Origin of the sequence: Streptomyces sp. NBC_01454, from assembly GCF_036227565.1 — a bacterium.
Lineage (GTDB): Bacteria > Actinomycetota > Actinomycetes > Streptomycetales > Streptomycetaceae > Streptomyces.
The window spans coordinates 5348510-5371841 of the sequence record NZ_CP109460.1 but is presented as its reverse complement, the minus strand read 5'-3'; the positions used below and the strand labels follow the sequence as shown (position 1 = coordinate 5371841).

The 23332-nt window shown below is 72.1% G+C and carries 19 protein-coding genes; 7 read left to right on the top strand and 12 right to left on the bottom strand.

All coding sequences use genetic code 11. The features are described 5' to 3' along the window. Nucleotides 1–84: 84 nt before the first annotated feature. The 5 genes from OIU81_RS23790 to iolC all read right to left on the bottom strand — a co-directional run bounded on the left by OIU81_RS23790 (nucleotide 85) and on the right by iolC (nucleotide 6386). Entirely contained in the window at nucleotides 85–1578 is a 1494-nt protein-coding gene (locus tag OIU81_RS23790; RefSeq protein WP_329151091.1) for a CoA-acylating methylmalonate-semialdehyde dehydrogenase, read from the bottom strand. A gap of 37 nt (nucleotides 1579–1615) precedes the next feature. Then, complete coding sequence (gene iolD / locus OIU81_RS23785) at nucleotides 1616–3499, bottom strand: 3D-(3,5/4)-trihydroxycyclohexane-1,2-dione acylhydrolase (decyclizing) (RefSeq protein ID WP_329151089.1); 1884 nt, start codon at nucleotides 3497–3499, stop codon at nucleotides 1616–1618. Further along, the gene (gene iolB / locus OIU81_RS23780) at nucleotides 3496–4398 is read right to left on the bottom strand and encodes a 5-deoxy-glucuronate isomerase (RefSeq protein WP_329151087.1); all 903 of its coding nucleotides are present in this window, start codon (nucleotides 4396–4398) and stop codon (nucleotides 3496–3498) included. Before iolB ends, iolD begins: the two co-directional genes overlap by 4 nt. Before the next feature lie 30 nt (nucleotides 4399–4428). After that, complete coding sequence (locus tag OIU81_RS23775) at nucleotides 4429–5316, bottom strand: Cgl0159 family (beta/alpha)8-fold protein (RefSeq protein ID WP_329151085.1); 888 nt, start codon at nucleotides 5314–5316, stop codon at nucleotides 4429–4431. A 68-nt stretch (nucleotides 5317–5384) separates the two neighbouring features. Further along, the gene (gene iolC / locus OIU81_RS23770) at nucleotides 5385–6386 is read right to left on the bottom strand and encodes a 5-dehydro-2-deoxygluconokinase (RefSeq protein WP_329151083.1); all 1002 of its coding nucleotides are present in this window, start codon (nucleotides 6384–6386) and stop codon (nucleotides 5385–5387) included. A 373-nt stretch (nucleotides 6387–6759) separates the two neighbouring features. Here iolC and OIU81_RS23765 point away from each other — a divergent pair, with 373 nt between their 5' ends. From OIU81_RS23765 to OIU81_RS23745, 5 genes are all read left to right on the top strand, one after another. Beyond that, the gene (locus OIU81_RS23765; protein WP_329151081.1) at nucleotides 6760–7680 is read left to right on the top strand and encodes a sugar phosphate isomerase/epimerase family protein; all 921 of its coding nucleotides are present in this window, start codon (nucleotides 6760–6762) and stop codon (nucleotides 7678–7680) included. A 326-nt stretch (nucleotides 7681–8006) separates the two neighbouring features. Continuing rightward, nucleotides 8007–9026, top strand: a complete 1020-nt coding sequence (locus OIU81_RS23760) for a Gfo/Idh/MocA family protein (RefSeq protein ID WP_329151079.1) — start codon at nucleotides 8007–8009, stop codon at nucleotides 9024–9026. Between the two features lie 317 nt (nucleotides 9027–9343). Continuing rightward, on the top strand, nucleotides 9344–10753 hold the full coding sequence (locus OIU81_RS23755; protein WP_329151077.1) for a sugar porter family MFS transporter: 1410 nt from the start codon (nucleotides 9344–9346) through the stop codon (nucleotides 10751–10753). A gap of 93 nt (nucleotides 10754–10846) precedes the next feature. Next, entirely contained in the window at nucleotides 10847–11215 is a 369-nt protein-coding gene (locus OIU81_RS23750; protein ID WP_329151074.1) for a peptidoglycan-binding domain-containing protein, read from the top strand. Between the two features lie 372 nt (nucleotides 11216–11587). Next, complete coding sequence (locus OIU81_RS23745) at nucleotides 11588–11782, top strand: helix-turn-helix transcriptional regulator (RefSeq protein WP_329151072.1); 195 nt, start codon at nucleotides 11588–11590, stop codon at nucleotides 11780–11782. Between the two features lie 73 nt (nucleotides 11783–11855). Here the strand turns inward: OIU81_RS23745 and OIU81_RS23740 are convergent, their stop codons facing one another. Continuing rightward, a complete protein-coding gene (locus OIU81_RS23740) occupies nucleotides 11856–12950 on the bottom strand; it encodes a LacI family DNA-binding transcriptional regulator (RefSeq protein ID WP_329151070.1) in 1095 nt (364 codons plus the stop codon). A 233-nt stretch (nucleotides 12951–13183) separates the two neighbouring features. Here OIU81_RS23740 and OIU81_RS23735 point away from each other — a divergent pair, with 233 nt between their 5' ends. Beyond that, nucleotides 13184–14215 (top strand): Gfo/Idh/MocA family protein, encoded by a 1032-nt coding sequence (locus OIU81_RS23735; RefSeq protein ID WP_329151068.1) that lies wholly within the window; start codon nucleotides 13184–13186, stop codon nucleotides 14213–14215. A gap of 8 nt (nucleotides 14216–14223) precedes the next feature. Here the strand turns inward: OIU81_RS23735 and OIU81_RS23730 are convergent, their stop codons facing one another. After that, a complete protein-coding gene (locus tag OIU81_RS23730) occupies nucleotides 14224–14877 on the bottom strand; it encodes a DedA family protein (RefSeq protein WP_329151067.1) in 654 nt (217 codons plus the stop codon). A 259-nt stretch (nucleotides 14878–15136) separates the two neighbouring features. On the opposite strand from OIU81_RS23730, the gene OIU81_RS23725 reads away from it, so the two are divergent. Beyond that, nucleotides 15137–15424, top strand: coding sequence for a heavy-metal-associated domain-containing protein (locus OIU81_RS23725; protein ID WP_329151065.1), 288 nt, complete (start codon nucleotides 15137–15139; stop codon nucleotides 15422–15424). Between the two features lie 663 nt (nucleotides 15425–16087). Here the strand turns inward: OIU81_RS23725 and OIU81_RS23720 are convergent. The 5 genes from OIU81_RS23720 to OIU81_RS23700 all read right to left on the bottom strand — a co-directional run bounded on the left by OIU81_RS23720 (nucleotide 16088) and on the right by OIU81_RS23700 (nucleotide 23284). Further along, the gene (locus OIU81_RS23720) at nucleotides 16088–17377 is read right to left on the bottom strand and encodes a citrate synthase (protein ID WP_085928007.1); all 1290 of its coding nucleotides are present in this window, start codon (nucleotides 17375–17377) and stop codon (nucleotides 16088–16090) included. Nucleotides 17378–17554: 177 nt separating this feature from the next. Continuing rightward, nucleotides 17555–19846, bottom strand: a complete 2292-nt coding sequence (gene recD2, locus OIU81_RS23715) for an SF1B family DNA helicase RecD2 (protein ID WP_329151061.1) — start codon at nucleotides 19844–19846, stop codon at nucleotides 17555–17557. A 236-nt stretch (nucleotides 19847–20082) separates the two neighbouring features. Then, complete coding sequence (locus OIU81_RS23710) at nucleotides 20083–20940, bottom strand: sugar phosphate isomerase/epimerase family protein (protein WP_329151060.1); 858 nt, start codon at nucleotides 20938–20940, stop codon at nucleotides 20083–20085. After that, nucleotides 20937–22121, bottom strand: coding sequence for a dihydrodipicolinate synthase family protein (locus OIU81_RS23705; protein WP_329151057.1), 1185 nt, complete (start codon nucleotides 22119–22121; stop codon nucleotides 20937–20939). The genes OIU81_RS23710 and OIU81_RS23705 overlap by 4 nt, the downstream gene beginning before the upstream one ends. Continuing rightward, complete coding sequence (locus OIU81_RS23700) at nucleotides 22118–23284, bottom strand: Gfo/Idh/MocA family protein (protein WP_329151054.1); 1167 nt, start codon at nucleotides 23282–23284, stop codon at nucleotides 22118–22120. The genes OIU81_RS23705 and OIU81_RS23700 overlap by 4 nt, the downstream gene beginning before the upstream one ends. Nucleotides 23285–23332: the final 48 nt, after the last annotated feature.

The following is a 23332-nucleotide window of genomic DNA, read 5'->3' as shown; positions in this document are numbered from 1 at the left end:
CGGCCGGCGGGGAGCCGACCGGGGGTCCGTCACAAAACCGGGAACCCGTCAGGGCAGACGTCGGGGAACCCGTCCGGGCATCCCTCAGTGGTTGCTGGGGAAGCCCAGGTTGATGCCGCTGTCCGACGGGTCGGGCCAGCGGGTGGTGACGACCTTGCCGCGGGTGTAGAAGTGCACGCCGTCGTTGCCGTAGATGTGGTGGTCGCCGAAGAGCGAGTCCTTCCAGCCGCCGAAGGAGTGGTAGCCGACCGGCACCGGGATCGGCACGTTCACGCCGACCATCCCGGCCTCGACCTCCAGCTGGAAGCGGCGGGCCGCGCCGCCGTCCCGGGTGAAGATCGCGGTGCCGTTGCCCCACGGCGAGTTGTTCATCAGGGCGATGGCCTCGTCATAGGTCTCCACCCGCACCACGGCCAGCACCGGGCCGAAGATCTCGTCACGGTAGGCGTCCATCTCGGGCGTGACGTGGTCGAGGAGGGAGATCCCCAGCCAGTGGCCGTCCTCGTAGCCCTCCACGGTGAAGCCCGTGCCGTCGATGACGACATCGGCACCCTGGGCCGCGGCGCCGGTGACGTACGAGGCGACCTTGTCGCGGTGCACCTTGGTGATCAGCGGGCCCATCTCGGAGGCCGGGTCGTCGCCGGGGCCGATCCGCAGCCGGTCGGCACGCTCCTTGATCTTGCCGATCAGCGGGTCCGCGGTCTCCCCGACGGCCACGACGACGGAGATCGCCATGCAGCGCTCACCCGCCGAGCCGTAGGCGGCGTTGATCGCGGAGTCCGCGGCCAGGTCGAGGTCGGCGTCCGGCAGGACCAGCATGTGGTTCTTGGCGCCGCCCAGCGCCTGGACACGCTTGCCGTTGGCGGTGCCCGTGGTGTGGATGTAGCGGGCGATGGGCGTGGAGCCGACGAAGGAGACCGCGGCGACGTCCGGGTGCTCCAGGATCGCGTCGACCGCGACCTTGTCACCGTTGACGATGTTCAGCACACCGTCCGGCAGCCCCGCCTCGGCGGCCAGCTCGGCGAGCTTGAACGCGGCGCTGGGCACCTTCTCGCTCGGCTTGAGGACGAAGGTGTTACCGCAGGCGATGGCCAGCGGGAACATCCACATCGGCACCATCGCCGGGAAGTTGAACGGCGTGATGCCGGCGACCACACCGAGCGACTGGCGGATCGACGCCACATCGACGCGGGTGGAGACCTGCGTGGACAGCTCCCCCTTGAGCTTCTCGGGGATACCGCAGGCCAGCTCGACGATCTCCAGACCGCGGGCCACCTCGCCCAGCGCGTCGGAGTGCACCTTGCCGTGCTCGGCGGTGATCAGCCGCGCGATCTCCTCGCGGTGGGCGTCGATCAGCTCGCGGTAGCGGAACAGCACCGAGGTGCGCTTGGCCAGGGAGCTGGTGCCCCACGTCCGGAAGGCTTCCTTGGCTGCGCCGACCGCCGCGTCGACCTCGTCGACCGACGCGAAGGCGACCTGCTTCTCCTGGGCGCCGGTGGCCGGGTTGTAGACCGGACCGAAGTTGCCCGAGACGCCCTCGACGGGCTTGCCGCCGATCCAGTGGTTGATGGTCTTCATGCGGGGACCTTTCCGGGGTGACGACGTCGGGCAGTGATCAGAGGTGACGACGGCGACCGGCGGCCTGCCGGTCGTACGCCTGGCGGGCGGCGACCGCCGCCGGCCGAGTCGCGGTCTCGGCAACAGGTACATCCCACCAGGCCTGTGCCTCCGGCGCGCCCGGCACAGTGTCAGCCGTTTCGGTCTCGACATAGACACATGTGGGCCTCTTTGCGCCACGCGCCTCGGCGAGCGCGGCCCGCAGCTCGGCGACGGTCGCCGCCCGGAGGACGTGCATGCCGAGCGAGGCGGCGTTGGCGGCCAGATCGACCGGCAGCGGCGCGCCCGTGTACGTGCCGTCCCCGGCCCGGAAGCGGTACGCCGTCCCGAACCGCTCGCCGCCGGTCTGCTCGGAGAGGCCGCCGATGGAGGCGTAGCCGTGGTTCTGGAGCAGGACGAGGGTGAAGGGGAGGTTTTCCTGGACGGCGGTGACGATCTCGGTGGGGTTCATCAGATACGTACCGTCGCCGACCAGCGCCCACACCGGCCGGCCGGGGGCGGCCAGCCGGACCCCGATCGCCGCGGGGATCTCATAGCCCATGCAGGAGTAGCCGTACTCCAGGTGGTACTGCCTGCGGGACCGGGCGCGCCACAGTTTGTGCAGGTCACCGGGGAGCGAACCGGCGGCATTGATGACCACGTCGGTGTCGTCGACCAGGGCGTCCAGCACGCCGAGGACCTGCGTCTGGGACGGCCGTACGGACTCGTCCGCCGCGGCGTACGCGGCATCCACCCGGCGCTCCCACTCCTCCTTCGCCGCCGTGTAGCCCGCCTCGTACGCGGTCGCGACGCGGTGGCCGGACAGCTCCTTGCCGAGCGCCTCCAGTCCGGCGCGGGCATCGGCGACGAGGGAGGCGGCGCCGAGCTTGTGGGAGTCGAAGGAGGCGATGTTGAGGTTGACGAAGCGGACGCCGGGCGCGGCGAACAGGGTCGACGAGGCGGTGGTGAAGTCGGTGTAGCGGGTGCCGACGCCGATGACCAGGTCGGCCTCACGGGCCAGCGCGTCGGCGGTGGCGGTGCCGGTGTGGCCGATTCCGCCGACATCGGCGGGGTGGTCGTGGCGCAGCGAGCCCTTGCCGGCCTGGGTGGACGCGACCGGGATGCCGGTGGCGTCGGCGAGGTCGCGCAGCGCGTCCTCGGCCTCCGCGTGGTGGACTCCGCCGCCGGCGATCAGCAGCGGCCGGCGGGCGGCGCGGATGAGGCGGACCGCCTCGGCGAGGGCGTCCGCGTCGGGGGCGGGACGCGGGACCCGCCAGACCCGGTCGGCGAAGAACTCCTCGGGCCAGTCGTACGCCTCGGCCTGCACGTCCTGCGGCAGCGCGAGGGTGACGGCACCGGTGTCGACAGGGTCGGCGAGCACCCGCATGGCCTGCAGCGCGGCCGGGATCAGTGCCTCGGGGCGGGTGACCCGGTCGAAGTAGCGGGAGACCGGCCGCAGCGCGTCGTTGACCGACACATCGCCCGCGTGCGGCACCTCCAGCTGCTGGAGCACGGGGTCGGCCGGCCGGGTCGCGAAGACGTCGCCGGGCAGCAGCAGCACCGGCAGGCGGTTGACGGTGGCCAGCGCGGCGCCGGTGACCAGGTTGGTGGCGCCGGGACCGATGGAGGTGGTGACGGCTTGCGCGGAGAGCCGGTCGCACTGCCGGGCGTAGCCGACGGCGGCATGCACCATGGCCTGCTCGTTGCGGCCCTGGAGGTAGGGCAGCGCCTCGCCGGACTCCAGCAGGGCCTGGCCGAGACCGGCGACGTTGCCGTGGCCGAAGATGCCCCAGCAGGCGCCGATCAGGCGGTGCCGCCGGCCGTCCCGCTCGGTGTACTGGTGGGCGAGGAACTCGACCAGGGCCTGCGCGACGGTAAGACGGCGGGTCGTCGGGGCGTTCATCGGGCGTCTCCTGCGGGCGCTTCGTAGAGGGGGAGGCGGGGGTCGACCGGCTGATCGGGCCAGGTGCCGCGGATCCAGCCGTGGTCGGGGTGATCGCAGATCAGCCACTCCCGGGTCTCGCCCGGGCCGGCCATCACATTGAGGTAGTACATGGCGTGGCCGGGGGCGGCGATGGACGGTCCGTGCCAGCCGTCGGGAATCAGGACGGCGTCGCCGCTGCGGACCTCGGCGAGCACATCCGTGCCGCGGCCGTGCCCCGACGGGCTGACCCGCTGATAGCCGACGCCGTCCGTGCCGTGCGCCGGCTCGATCTCGAAGTAGTAGATCTCCTCCAGCTCGGACTCCTCCCCCGGGCGGCACTCGTCGTGCTTGTGCGGCGGGTAGGAGGACCAGTTGCCGCCGGGGGTGAGCACCTCCACCGCGATCAGCCGGTCGCACTCGAAGGTGCCGGCCGCACCGAAGTTGTTGACCTGGCGGGAGCAGCTGCCGGTGCCGCGCAGCTCCACGGGGACGCCGGAGGCCGGACCGTACCGGGCGGGCAGCCGCCGCTCACAGCGGGCACCGGTGAGCGCGAACCGGCCGCCGGCGCCGGTGGCGATCTGGACGTGCGCGTCGCGCGGTACGTACGCGAAGTCGGTGACACCGCTGAACACGCTCTCCCGCCCGGCGAGTTCGAAGACGTCGCCGTCATCGGTCAGCACCGTGCAGCCGCCGGACAGCGGCAGCACGATCCACTCGCTGTCGCCGGTGGCGAAGGAGTGATGGCCCCCGGACGGCAGTGCGAGGACGCGCAGCGAGGAGTGGCCCCAGCCGGCCCGCTCGGGGTCGATGTCCAGCACGTACGGGCCCGCAGCGGCGGTGTGGGCGTCGTCGGCCTTCAGATGGAATTCAGTACCCATGTGTCGAGTCTCCTGCCCGGGTCGCGGCGTTCACAGCAGGCCCACGGCGGTGTCCACGGCGGCGACGACGTCCCCGTCGGCGGGGTAGAGCAGCGAGCGGCCCACGACCAGCCCCTGCACCGTCGGCAGCCGCAGCGCCTTGCGCCACTTCTCGTAGACGGCTTCCTGGTCCCGGACGGTGCTGCCGATGTCGCCGCCGAGCAGCACGGTCGGCAGCGTGGTGGTCTCGCAGACCCGGGCCATCGCCTCGGGGTCGTCGGTGACCGGCAGCTTGAGCCAGGTGTAGGCGGAGGTGCCGCCGAGGCCGGAGGCGATGGCCACGGAGTGGGTGACGGCCTCGGCCCCGAGGTCGTTGCGGACCTTGCCCTCTATCCGGGAGGAGAGGAACGGCTCGACGAAGACGGGCAGTTGCCGCTCGGCCATCGCGTCGATGGCGCGGGCGGTGGTCTCCAGCGTGGTGAGCGAGCCGGGGTCGGCGTAGTCGATGCGCAGCAGCAGCTTGCCGGCGTCGAAGCGGAGCCGGGCGAGGTCCTGCGGCCGGTGGCCGGTGAAGCGGTCGTCCATCTCGAAGGAGGCGCCCGCGATGCCGCCGCGGTTCATCGAACCCATCACGACCTTGCCCTCCAGGGCGCCGATCAGCAGCAGGTCCTCCAGGATGTCGGCGGTGGCGAGCACCCCGTCCACGCCGGGCCGCGACAGCGCGAGCACCAGACGTTCCAGCAGGTCGAAGCGGTTGGCCATGGCGAGCTGCCGGTCACCGACGGCGAGCGCGCCGCGGGCCGGGTGGTCGGCGGCGACGATCATCAGCCGGCCTCGGTCGCCGAGGAGCGGGCGACGGGTGCGGCGCGCGGCGGCCTCCGCGACGGCTTCGGGGTGCCGGGCCCGCAGCGTCGCGAGGTCACTGATCCGAGGAGTCAAGGCTCAACTCACCTTCTTGAGTGCACAGGTGGGGCGGGCGGACCGCAGGACGCGCGCGGCCACGGGGGTCACCGGCTCGCGAGGAACGCGTCGACCTCGCCGGCCGTGGGCATCGCCGAGGAGCAGGCCAGCCGGCCGGCGACGAGGGCTCCGGCGGCGTTGGCGTAGCGCATCATCGGCTCCAGATCCCAGCCGGCCAGCAGGCCGTGACAGAGCGCGCCACCGAAGGCGTCACCGGCGCCGAGGCCGTTGACGACCTCGACGGGGGTGGGCGGGACCTCCGCGGTGCGCCCGTCGCGGTGGACGGCGAGGACGCCCTTGGGGCCCTGCTTGATGACGGCGAGTTCGACGCCCTTGTCCAGCAGCGCCTGGGCACAGGCCTTGGGTTCGCGCAGTCCGGTGGCGACCTCGGCCTCGTCGACATTGCCGACCGCCACGGTGGCGTGCCGCAGCGCGGCCTCGTAATACGGACGGGCGGCGGCCATCGCCGCGGCCCCGGTCGGCCCGCCGTCCCCGGAGGCGCCGCCCTCACCGCCCCAGAACATCGGCCGCCAGTCGAGGTCGAAGACCGTGGTGCCGCCCGCCGAAGCTCCGGCGCGGGCCTCCAGCGCGGCGAGCGTGGCGCCGCGGCTGGGCTCCTCGCACAGCCCGGTGCCGGTGATCCAGAAGATCCGGGCCGCCGCGATGGCCTCCCGGTCCAGCTCCTCCGGGTGGATGACCAGGTCGGGGGCCTTGGGACGGCGGTAGAAGTAGAGCGGGAAGTCATCCGGCGGGAAGATCTCGCAGAAGGTGACCGGCGTCGGGTGGGCGTCGACGGCGGTCACCCAGCGGTCGTCGACCCCGAAGTCGCGCAACGCCTGGTGGAGGTAGTCGCCGAACGGGTCACGCCCGGTACGGCTGATGACCGCGCTGCGGCGGCCGAGCCGGGCCGCGGCGACCGCGACATTGGTGGCGGATCCGCCGAGAAACTTCCCGAAGGTCTCGACCTGGGCCAGCGGCACACCGGTCTGCAGCGGATAGAGATCCACTCCGATGCGGCCCATGGTGATCAGGTCGTACGGCTCGGTCATGTGCGCCCCTTCGGGTCAGCCGGCGCGGCGGGTTCAGCGGGTTCGGCTCTGAGGAAAGGTCTAACGGGGAGAACCAGACCCTGTCAATACTTTGTCCTTACATACTGACGTCAAGGAGAGCAATGCCCGAAAGGCGTGGAGGGTGAACAGGAGCCACCCCGCACACCCCCGCCAGCCCCCGTCAGCCCCCCGTCAGTCCCCCGCCCGTCGCATACTCCGGCGCATACTCCGGCGCACCCCAGGCTACAAAGTCCTTAAGTCCTTATGTCAGGACGAAGTCTTGACACTCCCCGGGGCGGCAGAGAGGCTGTGCCCCACAACCCCACCCCAGCGCCTCCCGGTCACCGTCGACCGGCGAGAGGAGAGCCGCAGCATGTCCGCTTCCCATGCCGCCCCGCCCGTCCTGGACCGCCTCCGCATCGGCTCCGCACCCGACTCGTGGGGAGTCTGGTTCCCCGAGGATGACCAGCAGGTCCCCTGGCAGCGCTTCCTGGACGAGGTCACCGGGGCCGGCTACGAGTGGATCGAACTGGGCCCGTACGGCTACCTGCCCACCGATCCCGCCGTGCTGCGCGACGAGACCGCCCGCCGCGGCCTGAAGGTCTCGGCCGGCACGATCTTCACCTCCCTGCACCACGGCCCGGCCGTATGGGACAAGACCTGGGCGCACGTCTCCGAGGTCGCCACCCTCACCCGGGAGATGGGCGCGGGGCACCTCGTCGTCATCCCCTCCTTCTGGCGGGACGACAAGACGGCCGAGGAGATCGAGCCGCGCGAGCTGACCGCCGAGCAGTGGACGCATCTGACGACCGGCACGGAACGGCTGGCCGAGCGCGTGCGGGACGAGTTCGGGCTGGACATCGTCGTGCACCCGCACGCCGACACCCACATCGACACCGAGGAACACGTCGAGCGCTTCCTGCACGCCACCGACTCCGACCTGGTCAACCTCTGCCTGGACACCGGCCACTACGCCTACTGCGGCGGCGACAGCGTCAAGCTCATCCGCACCTACGGCGAGCGGATCGGCTACCTCCACCTCAAGCAGGTCGACCCGGACATCCTCGCCGACGTCGTCGCCAAGGGCACGCCCTTCGGGCCCGCCGTCAGGCAGGGCGTGATGTGCGAACCGCCGCTGGGCGTGCCCGCGCTGCCGCCCGTCCTGGAGGCCGCCCAGGAGCTGGACGTCGACCTCTTCGCCATCGTCGAGCAGGACATGTACCCCTGCCCGCCCGACCAGCCGCTCCCGATCGCCGAGCGGACCCGGCGCTTTCTGCGCTCCTGCGGCGCCTGAGCCGCCCCGAGGCCCCCCGGCCTCCAGGGCCCTCTGAGCCTCCCCGAGCCACCGAGCCCCCCAGCCCCCTGACTTCTCGGGCTCGTCGGGCCTCCTGGGGCGCTCTGGGCTCTCGGGCACGTCGGGCACGTCGGGCTTCAGGCTCGTCAGGCTTCAGGCTCGTCGAGCTTCAGGCTCGTCAGGCTCCTCCTGAGCCATCCTGGACCTCGTGCGCCTGCCTCGTGACGCCTCCTCATACCCCGGCAACGATTACAGAGAGTAATTAGTTTCCCGGGTGCAGCACACTCTCCGTAGTAGTTTGGGACACGTAAGGACGTGAGGACGACATGACTTCGCTCGGAACCCTCGGTGTGGCGGTCATCGGCACCGGCCGCATGGGCGCCGACCACGTACGCCGGATCGACGAGGTGATCAGCGGCGCCCGGGTGGCGGCCGTGGTCGACATCGACGCGGCCCGCGCCAAGCACCTCGCCGACGGCATCGAGGGGTGTACCGCCTACACCGACCCGTCCGCCGCCATGGACGACCCCGCCGTGGACGCCCTGCTGATCGCCTCGCCGGGGCCCGCGCACGAGGCGACGCTGCTGGACGCCTTCGCGCGCGATCTGCCGGTGCTGTGCGAGAAGCCGCTGACGCCGGACGCGGCCTCCGCGCTGCGCGTGCTGGAGGCCGAGCGGGCGCTGGGGCACCGCCGGGTGCAGGTGGGCTTCATGCGCCGCTACGACGCCGGCTACCGCAGCCTCAAGTCCCTGCTGGACCAGGGCGTTCACGGCCGCCCGCTGATGCTGCACAACAAGCACCGCAACGCCGACACCCCGCCCGGCTTCACCAACGCGATGATGATCAACGACTCGGTCGTGCACGAGATCGATGTGACCCGCTGGCTGCTGGACGACGAGATCACTGCCGTACGGGTGCTGCGCCCCGCGCCCACGGGGAACGCGCCCGAGGGCCTCAGTGACCCGCAGCTGATCCTCTTCGAGACCGCGGGGGGCCGGGTCGTGGACACCGAGCTCTTCGTCAACTGCGGCTTCGGCTACCAGGTCAGCTGTGAGGCGGTCTGCGAGGGCGGCACCGCCAGGATCGGCGACGACCACGGGGTGTTCAGCAACACCGCGGGCCGCTGGGGCGGTGCCATCCCGCCCGGCTTCGTGGAGCGCTTCGAGGAGGCCTACGACCGGCAGGTGCAGCGCTGGGTGCACGCCACCCTGCGCGGCGAGGTCGAGGGCCCCAGCTGCTGGGACGGCTATGCCGCGGCCGCGGTGTGCGAGGCGGGCGTGCGCGCCCAGTCCACCGGCGAGCGGGTGGCCGTCGAACTGATCGAACGGCCCGCCCTGTACCGCTGAGGCCCACCCACCGCCAAGACACACCCACCGCGCCAAGACACACCCACCGCGCTGAGGCACACCCACCACTGAGCCGGGACCGTCCCGCCGAGCCGAGCCGAGCCGAGCCGGCCGGCCGACGCCCTACCGCTGTGGCGCGCCACCGCCCCCGACGCGACCGCCGCTGCCGCCGCAGTCGCCGCCGCTGTCGATCCACCGAAAGGCCCCCGCACCGTGCACCTCGCTCATGGCGCCGCCCGGCGCCGTTCCACCGCACTGCCTGCACCCTCCACCACCCCGGCCGCCGGTTCGGCCGGCCCGGCGAGCCGGAGCTGACGATGGCCGCCCCGACCAGCCGGCTCGCGCCCGCCGGCCCGCCCGCTGCCGCGCGGGCCGCCCGTAACGCCAGGCGTTTCCTCGTCGCCATCGCCGCCGTCGCCGCCCTGGGCGGTGCCCTGTTCGGCTACGACACCGGAGTGATATCCGGCGCCCTGCCCTTCATGGAGGAGCACTTCGGCCTCACCTCCCTGGGTGAGGGCGTCATCACCAGCGCGCTGCTGATCGGCGCGGCCTTCGGTTCGCTGCTCGGCGGGCGGATGTCCGACGCGCTGGGGCGGCGCAACTCCCTGTTGTGGGCGGGCGCGGTGTTCATCGGCGGCGCCCTGGCCGTCGCGTTCTCGCCGGGCGTCGCGGCCATGACCGTGGCGCGGTTCGTGCTCGGTCTCGCCGTCGGCAGCGCCTCCGTGATCACTCCGCTCTATCTCTCCGAGATCGCGCCTCCGCACATCCGTGGCCGGCTGGTCTCCTTCAACTCGCTGATGATCGTCAGTGGTCAGCTGCTCGCCTATCTGATCAATGCGGTGCTGGCGCACTGGGCGGCCTGGCGCTGGATGCTGGGTCTGGCCGCGCTGCCGGCGGTGGCGCTGTTCGCCGGACTGTTCTTCCTGCCGGACACCCCGCGCTGGTACATCAGCAAGGGCCGTCGCGACGAGGCGGCCCGGGTGCTGCGCCGTACGCTGCCGGCCGAGGACGTGCCCGCCGAGCTGGCCCGTATCGATCAGGCCCGCACGCTGGAGGACGACGCCCGGCGCGGCACCTGGCAGCAGTTGCGGACCCCGTGGGTGCGGCGGCTGCTGCTGGTCGGCATCGGGCTGGCGGCCGTCCAGCAGATCACCGGCGTCAACGCGGTGGTGTATTTCGCGCCCAAGATCCTGGCGTCGACGGGACTGGGGACCGGTGACTCGATCACGGCCACCATCGCGGTCGGTGTCATCTCGGTCGTCGCCACCGCGGTCGGGATGTCGCTGATCGACCGGGTCGGCCGGCGGCCCATGCTGCTCACCGGCCTGGCCGGGATGACCGTCTCGCTCGCCCTGCTCGGCGCCGCCTTCCGCCTTCCGCACTCCACGGCGGTCAGTGCCCTGGTGCTCGGTCTGATGGTGCTCTACATGGCGTTCATGCAGGCCACGTTGAACACCGGGGTCTGGCTGCTGCTCGCGGAGATGTTCCCGCTCCAGGTCCGCGGGCTGGCCATGGGCGCCGCGGTGTTCGTGATGTGGCTGGTCAACTTCGGGGTGGCGCTGGCCTTCCCGCTGCTGCTCGACGCGGTGGGCGCCGGCACGACCTTCTGGTTCTTCGGCGTGATGTGTGTGTTGTCCCTGGTGTTCTGCCGCCGGTACGCGCCGGAGACCAAGGGCCTGGCGCTGGAGGACCTGGAGCACGAACTGCGCAAGGTGGCGGCCGGCTAAGGGAATTGACGGGATATCACCGGGAACCGTCCGATGTTGCCCCGACGTCCTCCCGGGTGGAATCACATCCAACCGGGGGAAACGGTGGAAATCGTGAATGCCCACACACTCAGTCACGCCCTCACCCGCACTGCCGTCCTGACCGCGACCGCGGGTCTGCTCACGGCCGGCCTGCTGACCGGTCCGGCGTCCGCCGCGGAGCGGACCGCCGGACGGCCCGACACGCTGGCGGCCTGCGCCTACTACAACGGAAGCGCCCTGACCGTCTACGGTCAGCGCGGCGACCGCGTCTCGCAGGTGCAGTGCCTGCTGGCGAACCGTCGCTATCTGCGCTGGGGAGAGGTGACCGGGTACTTCGGTCCCAAGACCCTGGCCGCGGTGAAGAAGTTCCAGTCCCGGCAGCATCTGACCGCCAACGGCAAGGTCGACAAGACGACCTGGCACGCGCTCTACCACGCCTGACCGGCGCCCGGCAGGTCCGCAGCTCACAGGTGGCGGGCCGGTTCCCCCTCCCGGGAACCGGCCCGCCACACGGCCGTTCGGGCACGGCTCCCCGGCCCCCCGGCCCGTGGCACACCGGCCGACGGGCCCGCCCGCCACCCGCCCCGCCCCGTCCCCTCGCGTCCCCTCCCGTCCCGTCCGCGTCACAGCCATCCGCCGCGCGTCACGGCTGTCACCGTTACGCGGGGCTTCCGTCACAGCCGTTCAACAGCCCCTCCCCGGCGGTTACTCCGTGTCGTTGTCCAGGCACAGGGTGAGTGATCACCAGGCCGTCGCGGCCCCTGCCGGCTCCCCCGGGCCGAGCCTGCGTACGGCGCTCAGGAGGTGGCAGAGATGACCGACCGCAAGCTCTGGTCGTACAAGGAGATCGCCGCGCACATCCAGGTGCAGCCGGACACCGTGCGCTCGTACCGCAAGCACGGGCTGCTGCCCGAACCGGATCTGGTGGAGGGCGGAAAACCGTTCTGGTTCGCCGATACCGTCAGAGCGTGGGTGGCCCAGCGACCGGGCCAACGCGGCCGACGCTGAGCGCCACCGGAACCGCACGACTGACGCTGAGCGCCACCCGACCGGCACCCCGGGAACAGGGCCGCGTGAAGGCTCAGACGGCCCCGGGCGGTGCCGTCGAGCCTCTGATCTCCAGTTCCGGGGCGACGAGTTGGTGTCCCGCCGGGGCGTCCGGGCGTTCCATGCGATCCAGGAGGCAGCGCGCCGCGCGCCGGCCGACCTCATGGCTGGCGTTGTTCACGGAGTTCAGCCAGAGGTGGCGGATGCGGGCGAGGTAGGTGTTGTCGTAGCCGACGAGGGAGAGGTCGGCGGGTACGTCCAGGCCCAGCTCCTGGGCGGCGGACAGCGCGCCGACGCAGGAGATGTCGTTGAACGCGAAGACAGCGGTGGGGCGTTCGGCGGTGGCCCCGCGGGTGGCGCGCGGGGGGCCGAGCAGTCGGACGGCGGCGCGGTAGCCGCCCTCCTCGGTGCCGTCGCCGCTCTCCACGACGGCGTCCGCCGCCAGGCCGTGGGAGCGCACGGCGGTCTCGAAGCCGCGCCGGCGCCGCTCGCCGACCGGCCCCTGTCCGGCGATATGGGCGAGCCGCCGGTGGCCGAGGCCGATGAGGTGTTCGGTGGCGAGCCGGGCGCCGTGCTCGTCGTCGTTGGCGACGAGGTCGGTGTGCGGCAGGCGGGGTTCGTGGTTGCCCGCGATGACGGTCGGCAGCCGCTCGGCGACCTCGGCGAGGCCCGCGGTGTCCGGGAGGGTGCCGACGACGACGAGACCGTCGACCCGTAGTTCCTGGAAGGTCCGGGCGAATCCGTGGCCGGCCCGCCGGTCCAGCCGTCCGTCAGCCATCAGCATCCGCAGGTCGTGCGCCTGCAGCAGGGAGTTGAGGCCGTCGAGCACCTCGACGAACCAGGGGTTACGCATGTCGTTGAGCAGGACGCCGACGGTCTGGGTGCGGCGTGCGACGAGGCTGCGGGCCGCGGCGTTGGGGCGGTAGCCCAGTTCGTCGATGGCCGCCAGCACGGCCTGCCGTTTGGCGTCGCTGACCCGTGGTGAACCCTGCAGCACGAGCGAGACGAGCGATTTGGAGACGCCCGCGCGCTCGGCGACGCCGCGGATCGTCGGGGCCCGGTCCGCGCCCGGCCGGGTGCCGGACCGTTCGCCGGGTGGCGCCTCGGCGCGCTTGTTGGACCGTTCCATGAACGGAAATCCTTCCACCGGTCCGGGCGGGCGTCAATGCAGCGCCCAACACCCCCTGCAGAACGATTGACATGCGGACATCAGGACATGCAGGGTGCCGGGGGAAGGGCGTTGGACCGTTCCAATGCGCCGTAGTGCGAGGAGTCCTTCGCTCCCTCCCTCCCCCCCTTCCTTCCTTCCTTCCTTCTTCCCTCCCTCCCTCCCTCCCTCCCTCCCCGGAAAGGATCCGCGGCATGAAGATCGGCCTGATCGGCACCGGGCGCATCGGCGCCTTCCACGCCCAGACTCTCCGCAGCGTCCCGGGCGTCACCGGCCTCGTGGTCGCGGACGTGGACACCGCGCGCGCCGCGTCGCTGGCGGACACCCTCGGCGTCCGCGCCGCGCCCGGCATCGAGGAGATGTACGCCGACGACCTGGACGGCGTGGTGATCACCGCCGCGACCGGCGCCCACGCCCCGCTGATCCATCAGGCCCTGGACGCCGGGGTGCCGGTGTTCTGCGAGAAGCCGGTGGCGCCGGACGTGCCGGGCACCGTCGGCGTGGTGGAACGGGCGCGGGCCTGCGGGGTTCCGGTGCAGATCGGTTTCCAGCGCCGCTTCGACGCGGGCTATCGCGCCGCCCGCGCGGCGCTGCGCTCCGGCGAGCTGGGCTGGCTGCACACCCTGCGCGCCTGCACCAGTGACCGGACGCCGCCGCCGGCCGCGTATATCCCCACCTCCGGGGGGCTGTTCCGGGACTGCAGCATCCATGACTTCGACATCCTGCGCTGGCTCACCGGCCGGGAGGTGGTCTCGGTCTATGCCCAGGGCGCCAACCGCGGTGCGTCCTTCTTCGCCGACGGCGACGATGTCGACACCTGCGCGGCGCTGCTGCGCTTCGACGACGACACGCTGGCCACGGTCACGGCGACCCGCTACAACGGCGCGGGCCACGATGTCCGGCTGGAGGTCTGCGGCTCCGAGGGCACCCGTGTCGTGGGCCTGGACGACCGGGCGCCGCTGCCGTCCGCCGAGGCAGGGCTGTCGTGGCGCCGGGCGGCCGACCCGTACGCCACGTTCATGGAGCGCTTCCATGACGCCTACGTCGCCGAGCTGGGCGTCTTCACGGAGGTCGCCGCGGGCCGGGTGCCGAGCCCCTGTGCGCCGGCGGAGGCACTCGAGGCGCTGTATGTCGCGGAGGCGTGTGAGCGCTCGCGCCGTACGGGTGCGCCGGTCGCCGTCGCGGAGGTCCGGGCCGGTGCGGGCGGGGCGATGTCGGGCGGGTGAGCGGGCCGTCAGTGCGCGGCCGCGGCGGACGGCCGTCCGCCGCCGCGCTCCTCCCCGTCACTCTTGCGGGCCCCGCCGCCCTCGCTCTCGCCGCTCTCCTGCGGCGGGGTGCGCAGGGTGCGGCGGCGGGCGGCCCACTGGATCGCGGCGCCCACGGCGGCGACGGCGCAGGAGACGCCGAAGCCGATGCCGGCGGCGTAGAGGGGGCGGCCGGCGGCGGCGCTGCCGAGGTAGCCGAGGCCGACGGAGTAGGTCACCCAGCTCGCTTCGGCGATGCCGGCGCCGAGGGCGTATTTGCGCAGCGGGTAGCGCAGCACTCCGGAGGCCAGCGCGCCGACGATCCGGCCGCTGGGCAGGAACCGCACGGCGATCACGAAGGGCAGGCCGTAGCGCTGGATCCGGCCGGAGGTCCATTCCAGCAGTGCGCGGCGGCGGGGGTTGCGGCGCATCCAGGAGCGTACGGGGCCGCCGAAGCGCCGTGCGGCCAGGTACATCAGCAGGTCGCCGACGAGTGCGCTGCCCGCGACGACGACGAGGACGAGGGGCAGGAACGCCTGGCCCCGGGAGGCGAGCACCCCGGCGGTGACGAGCAGGGCGGAGTTGGGGACCAGTGGCGGCAGGGTGGTGAGCACCAGCAGGCCGTAGAGGGCGAGTACGTCCATCCGGCCGCCTCCTCGGATCCGCCCCGAGTCCGTACCCCCAAGGCTGACGCGTGGTGGGGCGTGCGGCAACGCGGTGCGGTATGCCGTGCAGTACGTGTGCGGGACGGCGTGCGGGACGAAGGCTGGAATTGATACCCCCTAGGGGTATAAGGTGCATAGGGTCGGAGGGTACCGGCAGCCGCGTGGGCCGCTCATGACCCGCTCGACACTCCGGCACCTGGCACCACAGCACGCATCGGCACCACAAGGAGAGTCCCCCATGACCGAGAACAGCTCCTGCTGCACCCCGGAAGGCGCCGGCCACACCGGCGGCACCGACGGCCGCTCCGGCGAGGTGACCACCACGTACAAGGTCACCGGCATGACCTGCGGTCACTGCGAGGGCGCCGTCTCCTCCGAGCTCGGCGAGCTGGCCGGGGTCAGCTCGGTGCAGGCGGTCGCCGCCACCGGCCTGGTGACCGTCACCTCGAAGGCCCCCCTGGACGAGGAGGCCGTGCGTGCGGCCGTCGACGAGGCGGGGTACGAGCTGGTGGGGCAGGCGGCCTGACTCCGGCGCTGCTTCCTTGCGCGGGCGCAGATCGGCTCGCCACGGGCGGGAGGATCTGCGCCCCGCGCACCACGGGTGTCAAGGCGGAGCTCAAAAGCGTTCGGCCGCGCAAGGGCCGGGGCTCCGGGGGCCGCGGGCGGATCGCTTCGCACGGCGCGCGCGGGTGCCGGAGCGACCTCGGGCCCGTCTCCGTGGTGGTCGGCGGCTTGCGGCCGGGAAAATTCACCCGGCCCTTACAACTGACACAACACCCATACCTCATGGCCCCGATCTCCAGGTCGGGGCTCTTGACCGCATTCGCCCGCATATGGCAAGAGACCCAGATCACACTCATGGGAACGTAACCATTGAGGGGGGTCGTGAGTCTAACCGGGCAGTGCAGGCACCCCGGCGGGGCTTGCACTGCACCAGCCGTGCAGATCTTGGGGGATCGTGCCCGGCTACGCGTGGCCGGGGCGACGCGCCCGGGGAGCTTTGAGCGGCCCTCCCGAATGTGCGCGTCCCGGCAGATCGCGGTGCAACCCGAACGCCCGGACGGATCCCGTGGGGGGAATCCAACCGGGACAAGGGAAGCGCCCCGCGCTCTGGACCCGTGGGGGGATCCGGAGGCGGGGCGCTTTCTTCTGTCTCAGACCTTGGGGGCCTGTCGGCACAGGGCGGCCGTCAGCGCTCCTCGACCGGCACGAAGTCGCGCTCGACGACGCCGGTGTAGATCTGCCGCGGGCGGCCGATGCGGGAGCCGGGCTCCTTGATCATCTCGTGCCACTGGGCGATCCAGCCGGGCAGCCGGCCGAGCGCGAAGAGCACGGTGAACATCTCCGTCGGGAAGCCCATGGCCCGGTAGATCAGGCCGGTGTAGAAGTCGACGTTCGGGTAGAGCTTGCGCTCGACGAAGTAGTCGTCGGACAGCGCGTGCTCCTCCAGCTTGAGGGCAATGTCGAGCAGCTCGTCGGACTTGCCGAGCGCGGAGAGGACGTCGTGCGCCGCCGCCTTGATGATCTTCGCGCGGGGGTCGAAGTTCTTGTAGACGCGGTGCCCGAAGCCCATGAGCTTCACACCGTCTTCCTTGTTCTTCACCTTGCGGATGAAGGAGTCGACGTCGCCGCCGTCGCGCTGGATGCCCTCCAGCATCTCCAGCACGGACTGGTTGGCGCCGCCGTGCAGGGGGCCCCACAGGGCGTTGATGCCGGCCGAGATGGAGGCGAAGAGGTTCGCCTGCGAGGAGCCGACCAGCCGCACGGTGGAGGTGGAGCAGTTCTGCTCGTGGTCGGCGTGCAGGATCAGCAGCTTGTCGAGGGCGCTGACCACGACCGGGTCGAGGTCGTAGTCCGCGGCGGGCACCGAGAAGGTCATGCGGAGGAAGTTCTCGACGTACCCGAGGTCGTTGCTCGGGTAGACGACCGGGTGGCCGACCGACTTCTTGAACGCGTAGGCCGCGATCGTCGGGAGCTTGGCCAGCAGCCGGATCGTGGAGATGTGGCGCTGCTGCTCGTCGAACGGGTTGTGGCTGTCCTGGTAGAACGTCGACAGCGCGCTGACGACCGAGGACAGCATCGCCATCGGGTGGGCGTCCCGGGGGAAGCCGTCGTAGAAGCGCTTGACGTCCTCGTGCAGCAGGGTGTGGTAAGTGATGTCCTGCTTGAAGTTCGCCAGCTCATCGACGGTGGGCAGCTCGCCGTTGATGAGGAGGTACGCGGTCTCGACGAACGTGCTGCGCTCTGCGAGCTGCTCGATCGGGTAGCCGCGGTATCGGAGAATCCCGTTCTCACCGTCGAGATAGGTGATCGCGGATTTATACGCCGCGGTGTTGCCGTAACCGGAATCCAGGGTCACCAGACCGGTCTGGGCGCGCAGCTTCGAGATATCGAAGCCCTTGTCGCCAACGGTGCTGTCGACGACCGGGTAGCTGTATTCGCCGTCCCCGTAACGCAGTACTACAGAGTTGTCGCTCACGTCATCCCTCACCGACGTTGTGCCTCTTCTTCGAGGTGCCCTGACTGCCTATACCTTCCCCCATTTGAGACGTGGATGTGCACTCGGGGTCGGCCATAGGGCCTCTCAGCGGCACTCAGTGCCGCCTGAGTGCCCATCCTGCCCCCCTTCGCCCTGTATGGGAAAGAGGGGGGACCCTCACATCGCACCGGCGAGCCGGTGATCGAGCGCCGTGCACCGCCGACCGGCGGATACGGTGCGGACGGCTTGTCCGAGGGCCTTTCGGGAGCCGACCAGCACCACCAGACGCTTTGCCCGGGTCACGGCGGTATACAGCAGATTGCGCTGCAGCATCATCCAGGCACTGGTGGTGACCGGAATCACCACTGCTGGATATTCACTACCCTGCGAGCGATGGATCGTCACGGCATAGGCGTGGGCGAGTTCGTCGAGTTCGTCGAAGTCGTAGGGCACTTCTTCGTCCTCGTCGGTACGGACGGTCAGCCGCTGCTCGTCCGGGTCCAGCCCGGTGACCACGCCGACGGTGCCGTTGAAGACGCCGTTGAGGCCCTTTTCGTAGTTGTTTCTGATCTGGGTGACCTTGTCGCCGACACGGAAGACCCGGCCGCCGAAGCGGCGCTCGGGAAGGTCGGGGCGGCCGGGGGTGACGGCCTGCTGGAGCAGGCCGTTCAGGGCGCCCGCCCCGGCCGGACCGCGGTGCATCGGGGTGAGCACCTGCACGTCCCGGCGCGGGTCGAGGCCGAACTTCGCCGGGATCCGGCGGGCCACGACATCCACCGTCAGCCGGGCCGCCTCCTCGGCGTCCTCCTCGGCGAACAGGAAGAAGTCGGCCAGGCCGTTCGTCAGGGGCGGCACGCCGGAGTTGATGCGGTGGGCGTTGGTGACCACCCCGGACTGCTGGGCCTGGCGGAAGATCCTGGTCAGCCGCACGGCCGGCACCGGCCCGCCCGCCACCCGGCCACCGCCCCCGTCCGGCGCTCCCCCGGACTCCGCCGGGGAGGCCCCGGCCCCCTCTCGTGCGGCCCCTCCCCCGGCGAGCAGATCGCGCAGCACCTCGCCGGCGCCCACCGACGGCAGCTGGTCGACATCGCCCACCAGCAGCAGATGGGCGCCGGGCGGCACCGCCTTGACGAGCTTGTTGGCGAGCAGCAGGTCCAGCATGGAGGCCTCGTCGACGACCACCAGATCGGCGTCCAGCGGGCGGTCCGCGTCATAGGCGGCGTCCCCGCCGGGCTTCAGTTCCAGGAGGCGGTGGACGGTGGAAGCCTCCGCCCCCGTCAGCTCCGCGAGCCGCTTGGCGGCGCGGCCCGTGGGGGCCGCCAGCACCACCTTGGCCTTCTTGGCGCGGGCCAGCTCGACGACGGAACGGACCGTGAAGGATTTGCCGCAGCCGGGGCCGCCGGTGAGCACCGCGACCTTCTCGGTCAGCGCGAGGCGCACCGCCTGCTGCTGCTCGGGCGCCAGCTCGGCGCCCGTCCGCCGCGCCAGCCAGGCCAGCGCCTTGTCCCAGACCACGTCCCGGAACGCCGGCATCCGGTCCTCGTCCGTGCGCAGCAGCCGGGTCAGCCGGCCGGCCAGGGAGATCTCGGCGCGGTGGAACGGCACCAGATAGACGGCGGTGACCGGCACGCCGTCCGCGCCGCCCGGCACCTTCTCGCGGACCACGCCCTCCGGGTCCGCGGCCAGTTCGCCCAGGCAGTCGATGACCAGACCGGTGTCCACCCCGAGCAACTTCACCGCGTCGGCGATCAGTTGTTCCTCGGGCAGGAAGCAGTGGCCCTGGTCCGTGGACTGCGACAGCGCGTACTGCAGGCCCGCCTTGACGCGGTCCGGGCTGTCGTGCGGAATGCCCACGGACTGCGCGATGCGGTCAGCGGTCAGGAAGCCGATGCCCCAGACGTCGGCGGCCAGGCGGTAGGGCTGGTTGCGGACGACGGAGATCGAGGCGTCCCCGTACTTCTTGTAGATCCGCACGGCGATGGAGGTGGACACCCCGACGCCCTGGAGGAAGACCATGACCTCCTTGATGGCCTTCTGCTCCTCCCACGCCGCGCCGATCAGCTTCGTCCGCTTGGGGCCGAGGCCGGGCACCTCGACCAGGCGCGCGGGCTCGGTCTCGATGACGTCGAGGGTGTCGGTGCCGAAGTGTTCGACGATGCGGTCCGCGATCCGCGGGCCGATGCCCTTGATCAGGCCGGAGCCCAGATAGCGGCGGATGCCCTGGATCGTGGCGGGCAGGACGGTGGTGTAGTTCTCGACGGTGAACTGCTTGCCGTACTGAGGGTGGGAGCCCCAGCGGCCCTCCATGCGCAGCGACTCCCCCGGCTGCGCCCCGAGCAACGCGCCGACGACGGTCAGCAGATCGCCCGCGCCGCGGCCGGTGTCGACCCGCGCGACGGTGTAGCCGCTCTCCTCGTTGGCGTAGGTGATCCGCTCCAGGACCCCTTCGACGACGGCTGCGTTGACCATGGACCGACGGTACCGCCGGGCTCTGACAGCGCGCCGCCGGCCGGGGTGTCCGGCTCACCATCGAGGGGCCCGTCCGATGGTCGGGCCCCTCGATTCCCCCTCCACGCCGGCCCCGGATCCCCCCGGATCCCTCCCCTTTCGGGGCAGGCGTCAGCTTTGACTTCTGTGAACCGTCAACGGTTGTGCGCCTTCGCGGGGTTATTTCCCACCCGCCCGGGGTGCGCGGGCCGCCGGGCTCACCCGACGTGGCGGCGGAACCGGTCCACGATCTCCGCCAGCACCTCCGCGCCGTCCCGGGCCCACAGTGCCGGCTGGAAGATCTCCACCTCGATCGGGCCGCGGTAGCCGGCCGCCTCCACCCGCCGCCGGAACCACCGCAGGTCCACCACGCCGTCCCCGAGCTGCCCCCGCCCCAGCAGGACGCCCGCCGGCAGCGGGGTGACCCAGTCGGCGAGCTGGAAGGCGGCGATCCGCGACGCTGCGCCGCCGGCGCCGCCCGCGCGGCCGATCTGCGCGCCGACCGTGTCGTCCCACCACAGGTGGTAGGTGTCGATGACCACCCCCACCTGCGCGGCGGGGAAGCGTTCGGCGAGGTCCAGTGCCTGGGTGAGGGTCGAGACCACGCACCGGTCCGCCGCGTACATCGGGTGCAGCGGTTCGAGCGCCAGGCGCACGCCCCGCTCCGCCGCGTACGGCCCCAACTCACCCAGTGCGTCGGCGATCCGCTCCCGGGCCCCGGCCAGGTCCCGGCTGCCGGCCGGCAGCCCGCCGGAGACCAGCACCAGGGTGTCCGTCCCGAGGGCGGCCGCCTCGTCGACGGCCGCGCGGTTGTCGTCCAGGGCGGCGGCCCGCTCGCCCGGGTCCGCCGCCGTGAGGAATCCGCCCCGGCACAGGCTGGTGACGTGCAGCCCGGCGTCCCGTACGAGCCGGGCGGCCGCGGCCGGCCCGTACTCCTGGACGGGCGCCCGCCACAGGCCCACGCCCCGTACACCGGCCCGGGCGCAGCCGTCGGCCAGTTCGGGCAGCGACCACTGCCGGACGGTCTGCTGGTTGAGGCTGAGCCGGCTCAGGAGCGCGGACGGGGCGGCGCTCATGCGTCCTGCGCCCCGTGGACGGCGAGCAGGGCGCGCATCCGCGCGGCGGCGCGCTCCGGGTCCGGGAACAGGCCCAGCGCGTCGGCCAGTTGGTGGGCGCGTCGCAGATGCGGCAGCGAGCGCGCCGACTGCAGCCCGCCGACCATGGTGAAGTGCGACTGATGGCCCGCCAGCCAGGCGAGCAGGACGATGCCGGTCTTGTAGTAGCGGGTGGGCGCCTGGAAGAGGTGCCGGGAGAGCGCGACGGTCGGGTCCAGGGCGGCCCGGAACGCGGCCTCGCCCCCGGGGCCCCCGGCGTCGAGGTGGCATACGGCGTCGGCGGCCCGCTGGGCGAGCGGGTCGAAGATGCCCAGCAGGGCGTCGCTGAAGCCGTGTCCGTCGCCCGCGATCAGCTCCGGGTAGTGGAAGTCGTCGCCGGTGTAGCAGCGCACGCCCCGGGGCAGCCGGCGGCGCAGCCGTACTTCCCGGCCGGCGTCCAGGAGGGAGACCTTCACGCCGTCGACCCGGTCCGGGTGGTCGGCGACGATCCGCAGGAGCGTCCCGGTGGCCGCGTCGAGGTCCGCACCGCCCCAGTAGCCGGTCAGCGCCGGGTCGAACATCGGGCCGAGCCAGTGCAGGATCGCCGGCCGGGCCGATTGGCGCAGGAGGTGGCCGTACAGCTCCTGGTAGTCCTCGGGGCCGGTGGCGGCCGCGGCGAGCTGCCGGGACGCCATCAGGACGGGCCGGCCGCCGGCGTCCTCGACGACCGCGAGCTGTTCCTCGTAGGCGGCCCGCACCTGGGCCAACGACGCTCCATGGGCGGGCAGTTGATCGGTTCCCACGCCGCAGGCGAGGAGTCCGCCGACCGCCCGGGCCTCGGCGCCGGAGCGGCGGATCAGCTCGGCGGCGGCGGTCCAGTCCAGGCCCATGCCGCGCTGGGCGGTGTCCATCGCCTCGGCCACGCCCAGCCCCTGCGCCCACAGGTGGCGGCGGAAGGCGAGGGTGGCGTCCCAGTCGAGGGCGGCCGGGCCGTCCGGGGTGGTGTCGGCGCACGGATCGGCCACCACATGGGCGGCGGCGAAGACCGTACGGGAGCGCAGCGGGGGGTGCGCGGAAGAGGGGCGGGAGGGGGGCCGGGGCGGCGCTTCCTGGGGCGGTGCGGCATCCGGCCCGGAGGACGAGGGGTTCCCCGGGGCGTTCACGGGGTCGGCTCCGGCACCGTCAGCTGCGGCACCGTCAGGCGGCGGCCCTCCGCCGAGGAGCGCAGCGCGAGTGCGGCGAGCTGGACGCCGCGGGCGCCCGCCGCCAGGTCCCAGCGCCAGGGCTCGTCCCGTACGACATGCCGCAGGAACAGCTCCCACTGCGTCTTGAAGCCGTTGTCGAAGTCGGCGTTGTCGGGGACCTCCTGCCACTGGTCGCGGAACGCCCCGGAGGCCGGCAGGTCGGGGTTCCAGACCGGCCGCGGGGTGCCGGCGCGGTGCTGCACCCGGCAGTGGCGCAGCCCGGCGACGGCCGACCCCTCGGTGCCGTCCACCTGGAACTCCACCAGTTCGTTGCGGTGCACCCGCACCGCCCAGGAGGAGTTGATCTGCGCGACGATGCCGCCGGCCAGCTCGAAGATGCCGTACGCGGCGTCGTCGGCGGTGGCCTCGTACGGGGTGCCCGACTCGTCCCAGCGGCGCGGGATGTGCGTGGTGACGTGCGCCTGGACGCTGCGGACCGGCCCGAACAGCTCGTGCAGGACGTACTCCCAGTGCGGGAACATGTCGGCCGCGATGCCGCCGCCGTCCGCGGCCCGGTAGTTCCAGGAGGGGCGCTGTGCCGGCTGCCAGTCACCTTCGAAGACCCAGTAGCCGAACTCGCCCCGTACGGACAGGATGCGGCCGAAGAATCCGCCCTCGACGAGGCGGCGGAGCTTGCGGAGGCCGGGCAGGAAGAGCTTGTCCTGGACGACGCCGTTCTTGACGCCGGCGTCCCGGGCCAGCCGGGCCAGTCCCAGTGCGCCGGTGAGGCTGCTCGCGGTGGGCTTCTCGACGTACAGATGTTTCCCGGCGGCGATCGCCTTCGTCACCGCTTCCTCGCGGGCGGCGGTGACCTGCGCGTCGAAGTAGATGTCGATGCTGTCGTCGCCCAGTACGGCGTCGAGGTCGCAGGTCCAGTGCTCGAGCCCGTGGCGTGCGGCCAGGGCCCGGAGCTTGGGCGCGGAGCGGCCGACCAGCACCGGCTCCGGCCGGATCACCGTCCCGTCGGCCAGTTCGAGGCCGCCCTGGTCGCGCAGGGCCAGGAGGGAGCGCACCAGATGCTGGCGGTATCCCATGCGCCCGGTCACGCCGTTCATGGCGATGCGTACGGTCGTGCGTGTCACGGTCCGGCCCCTCTCGCTCACCGCAGGTAGGCATCCGGACCCAGTAAG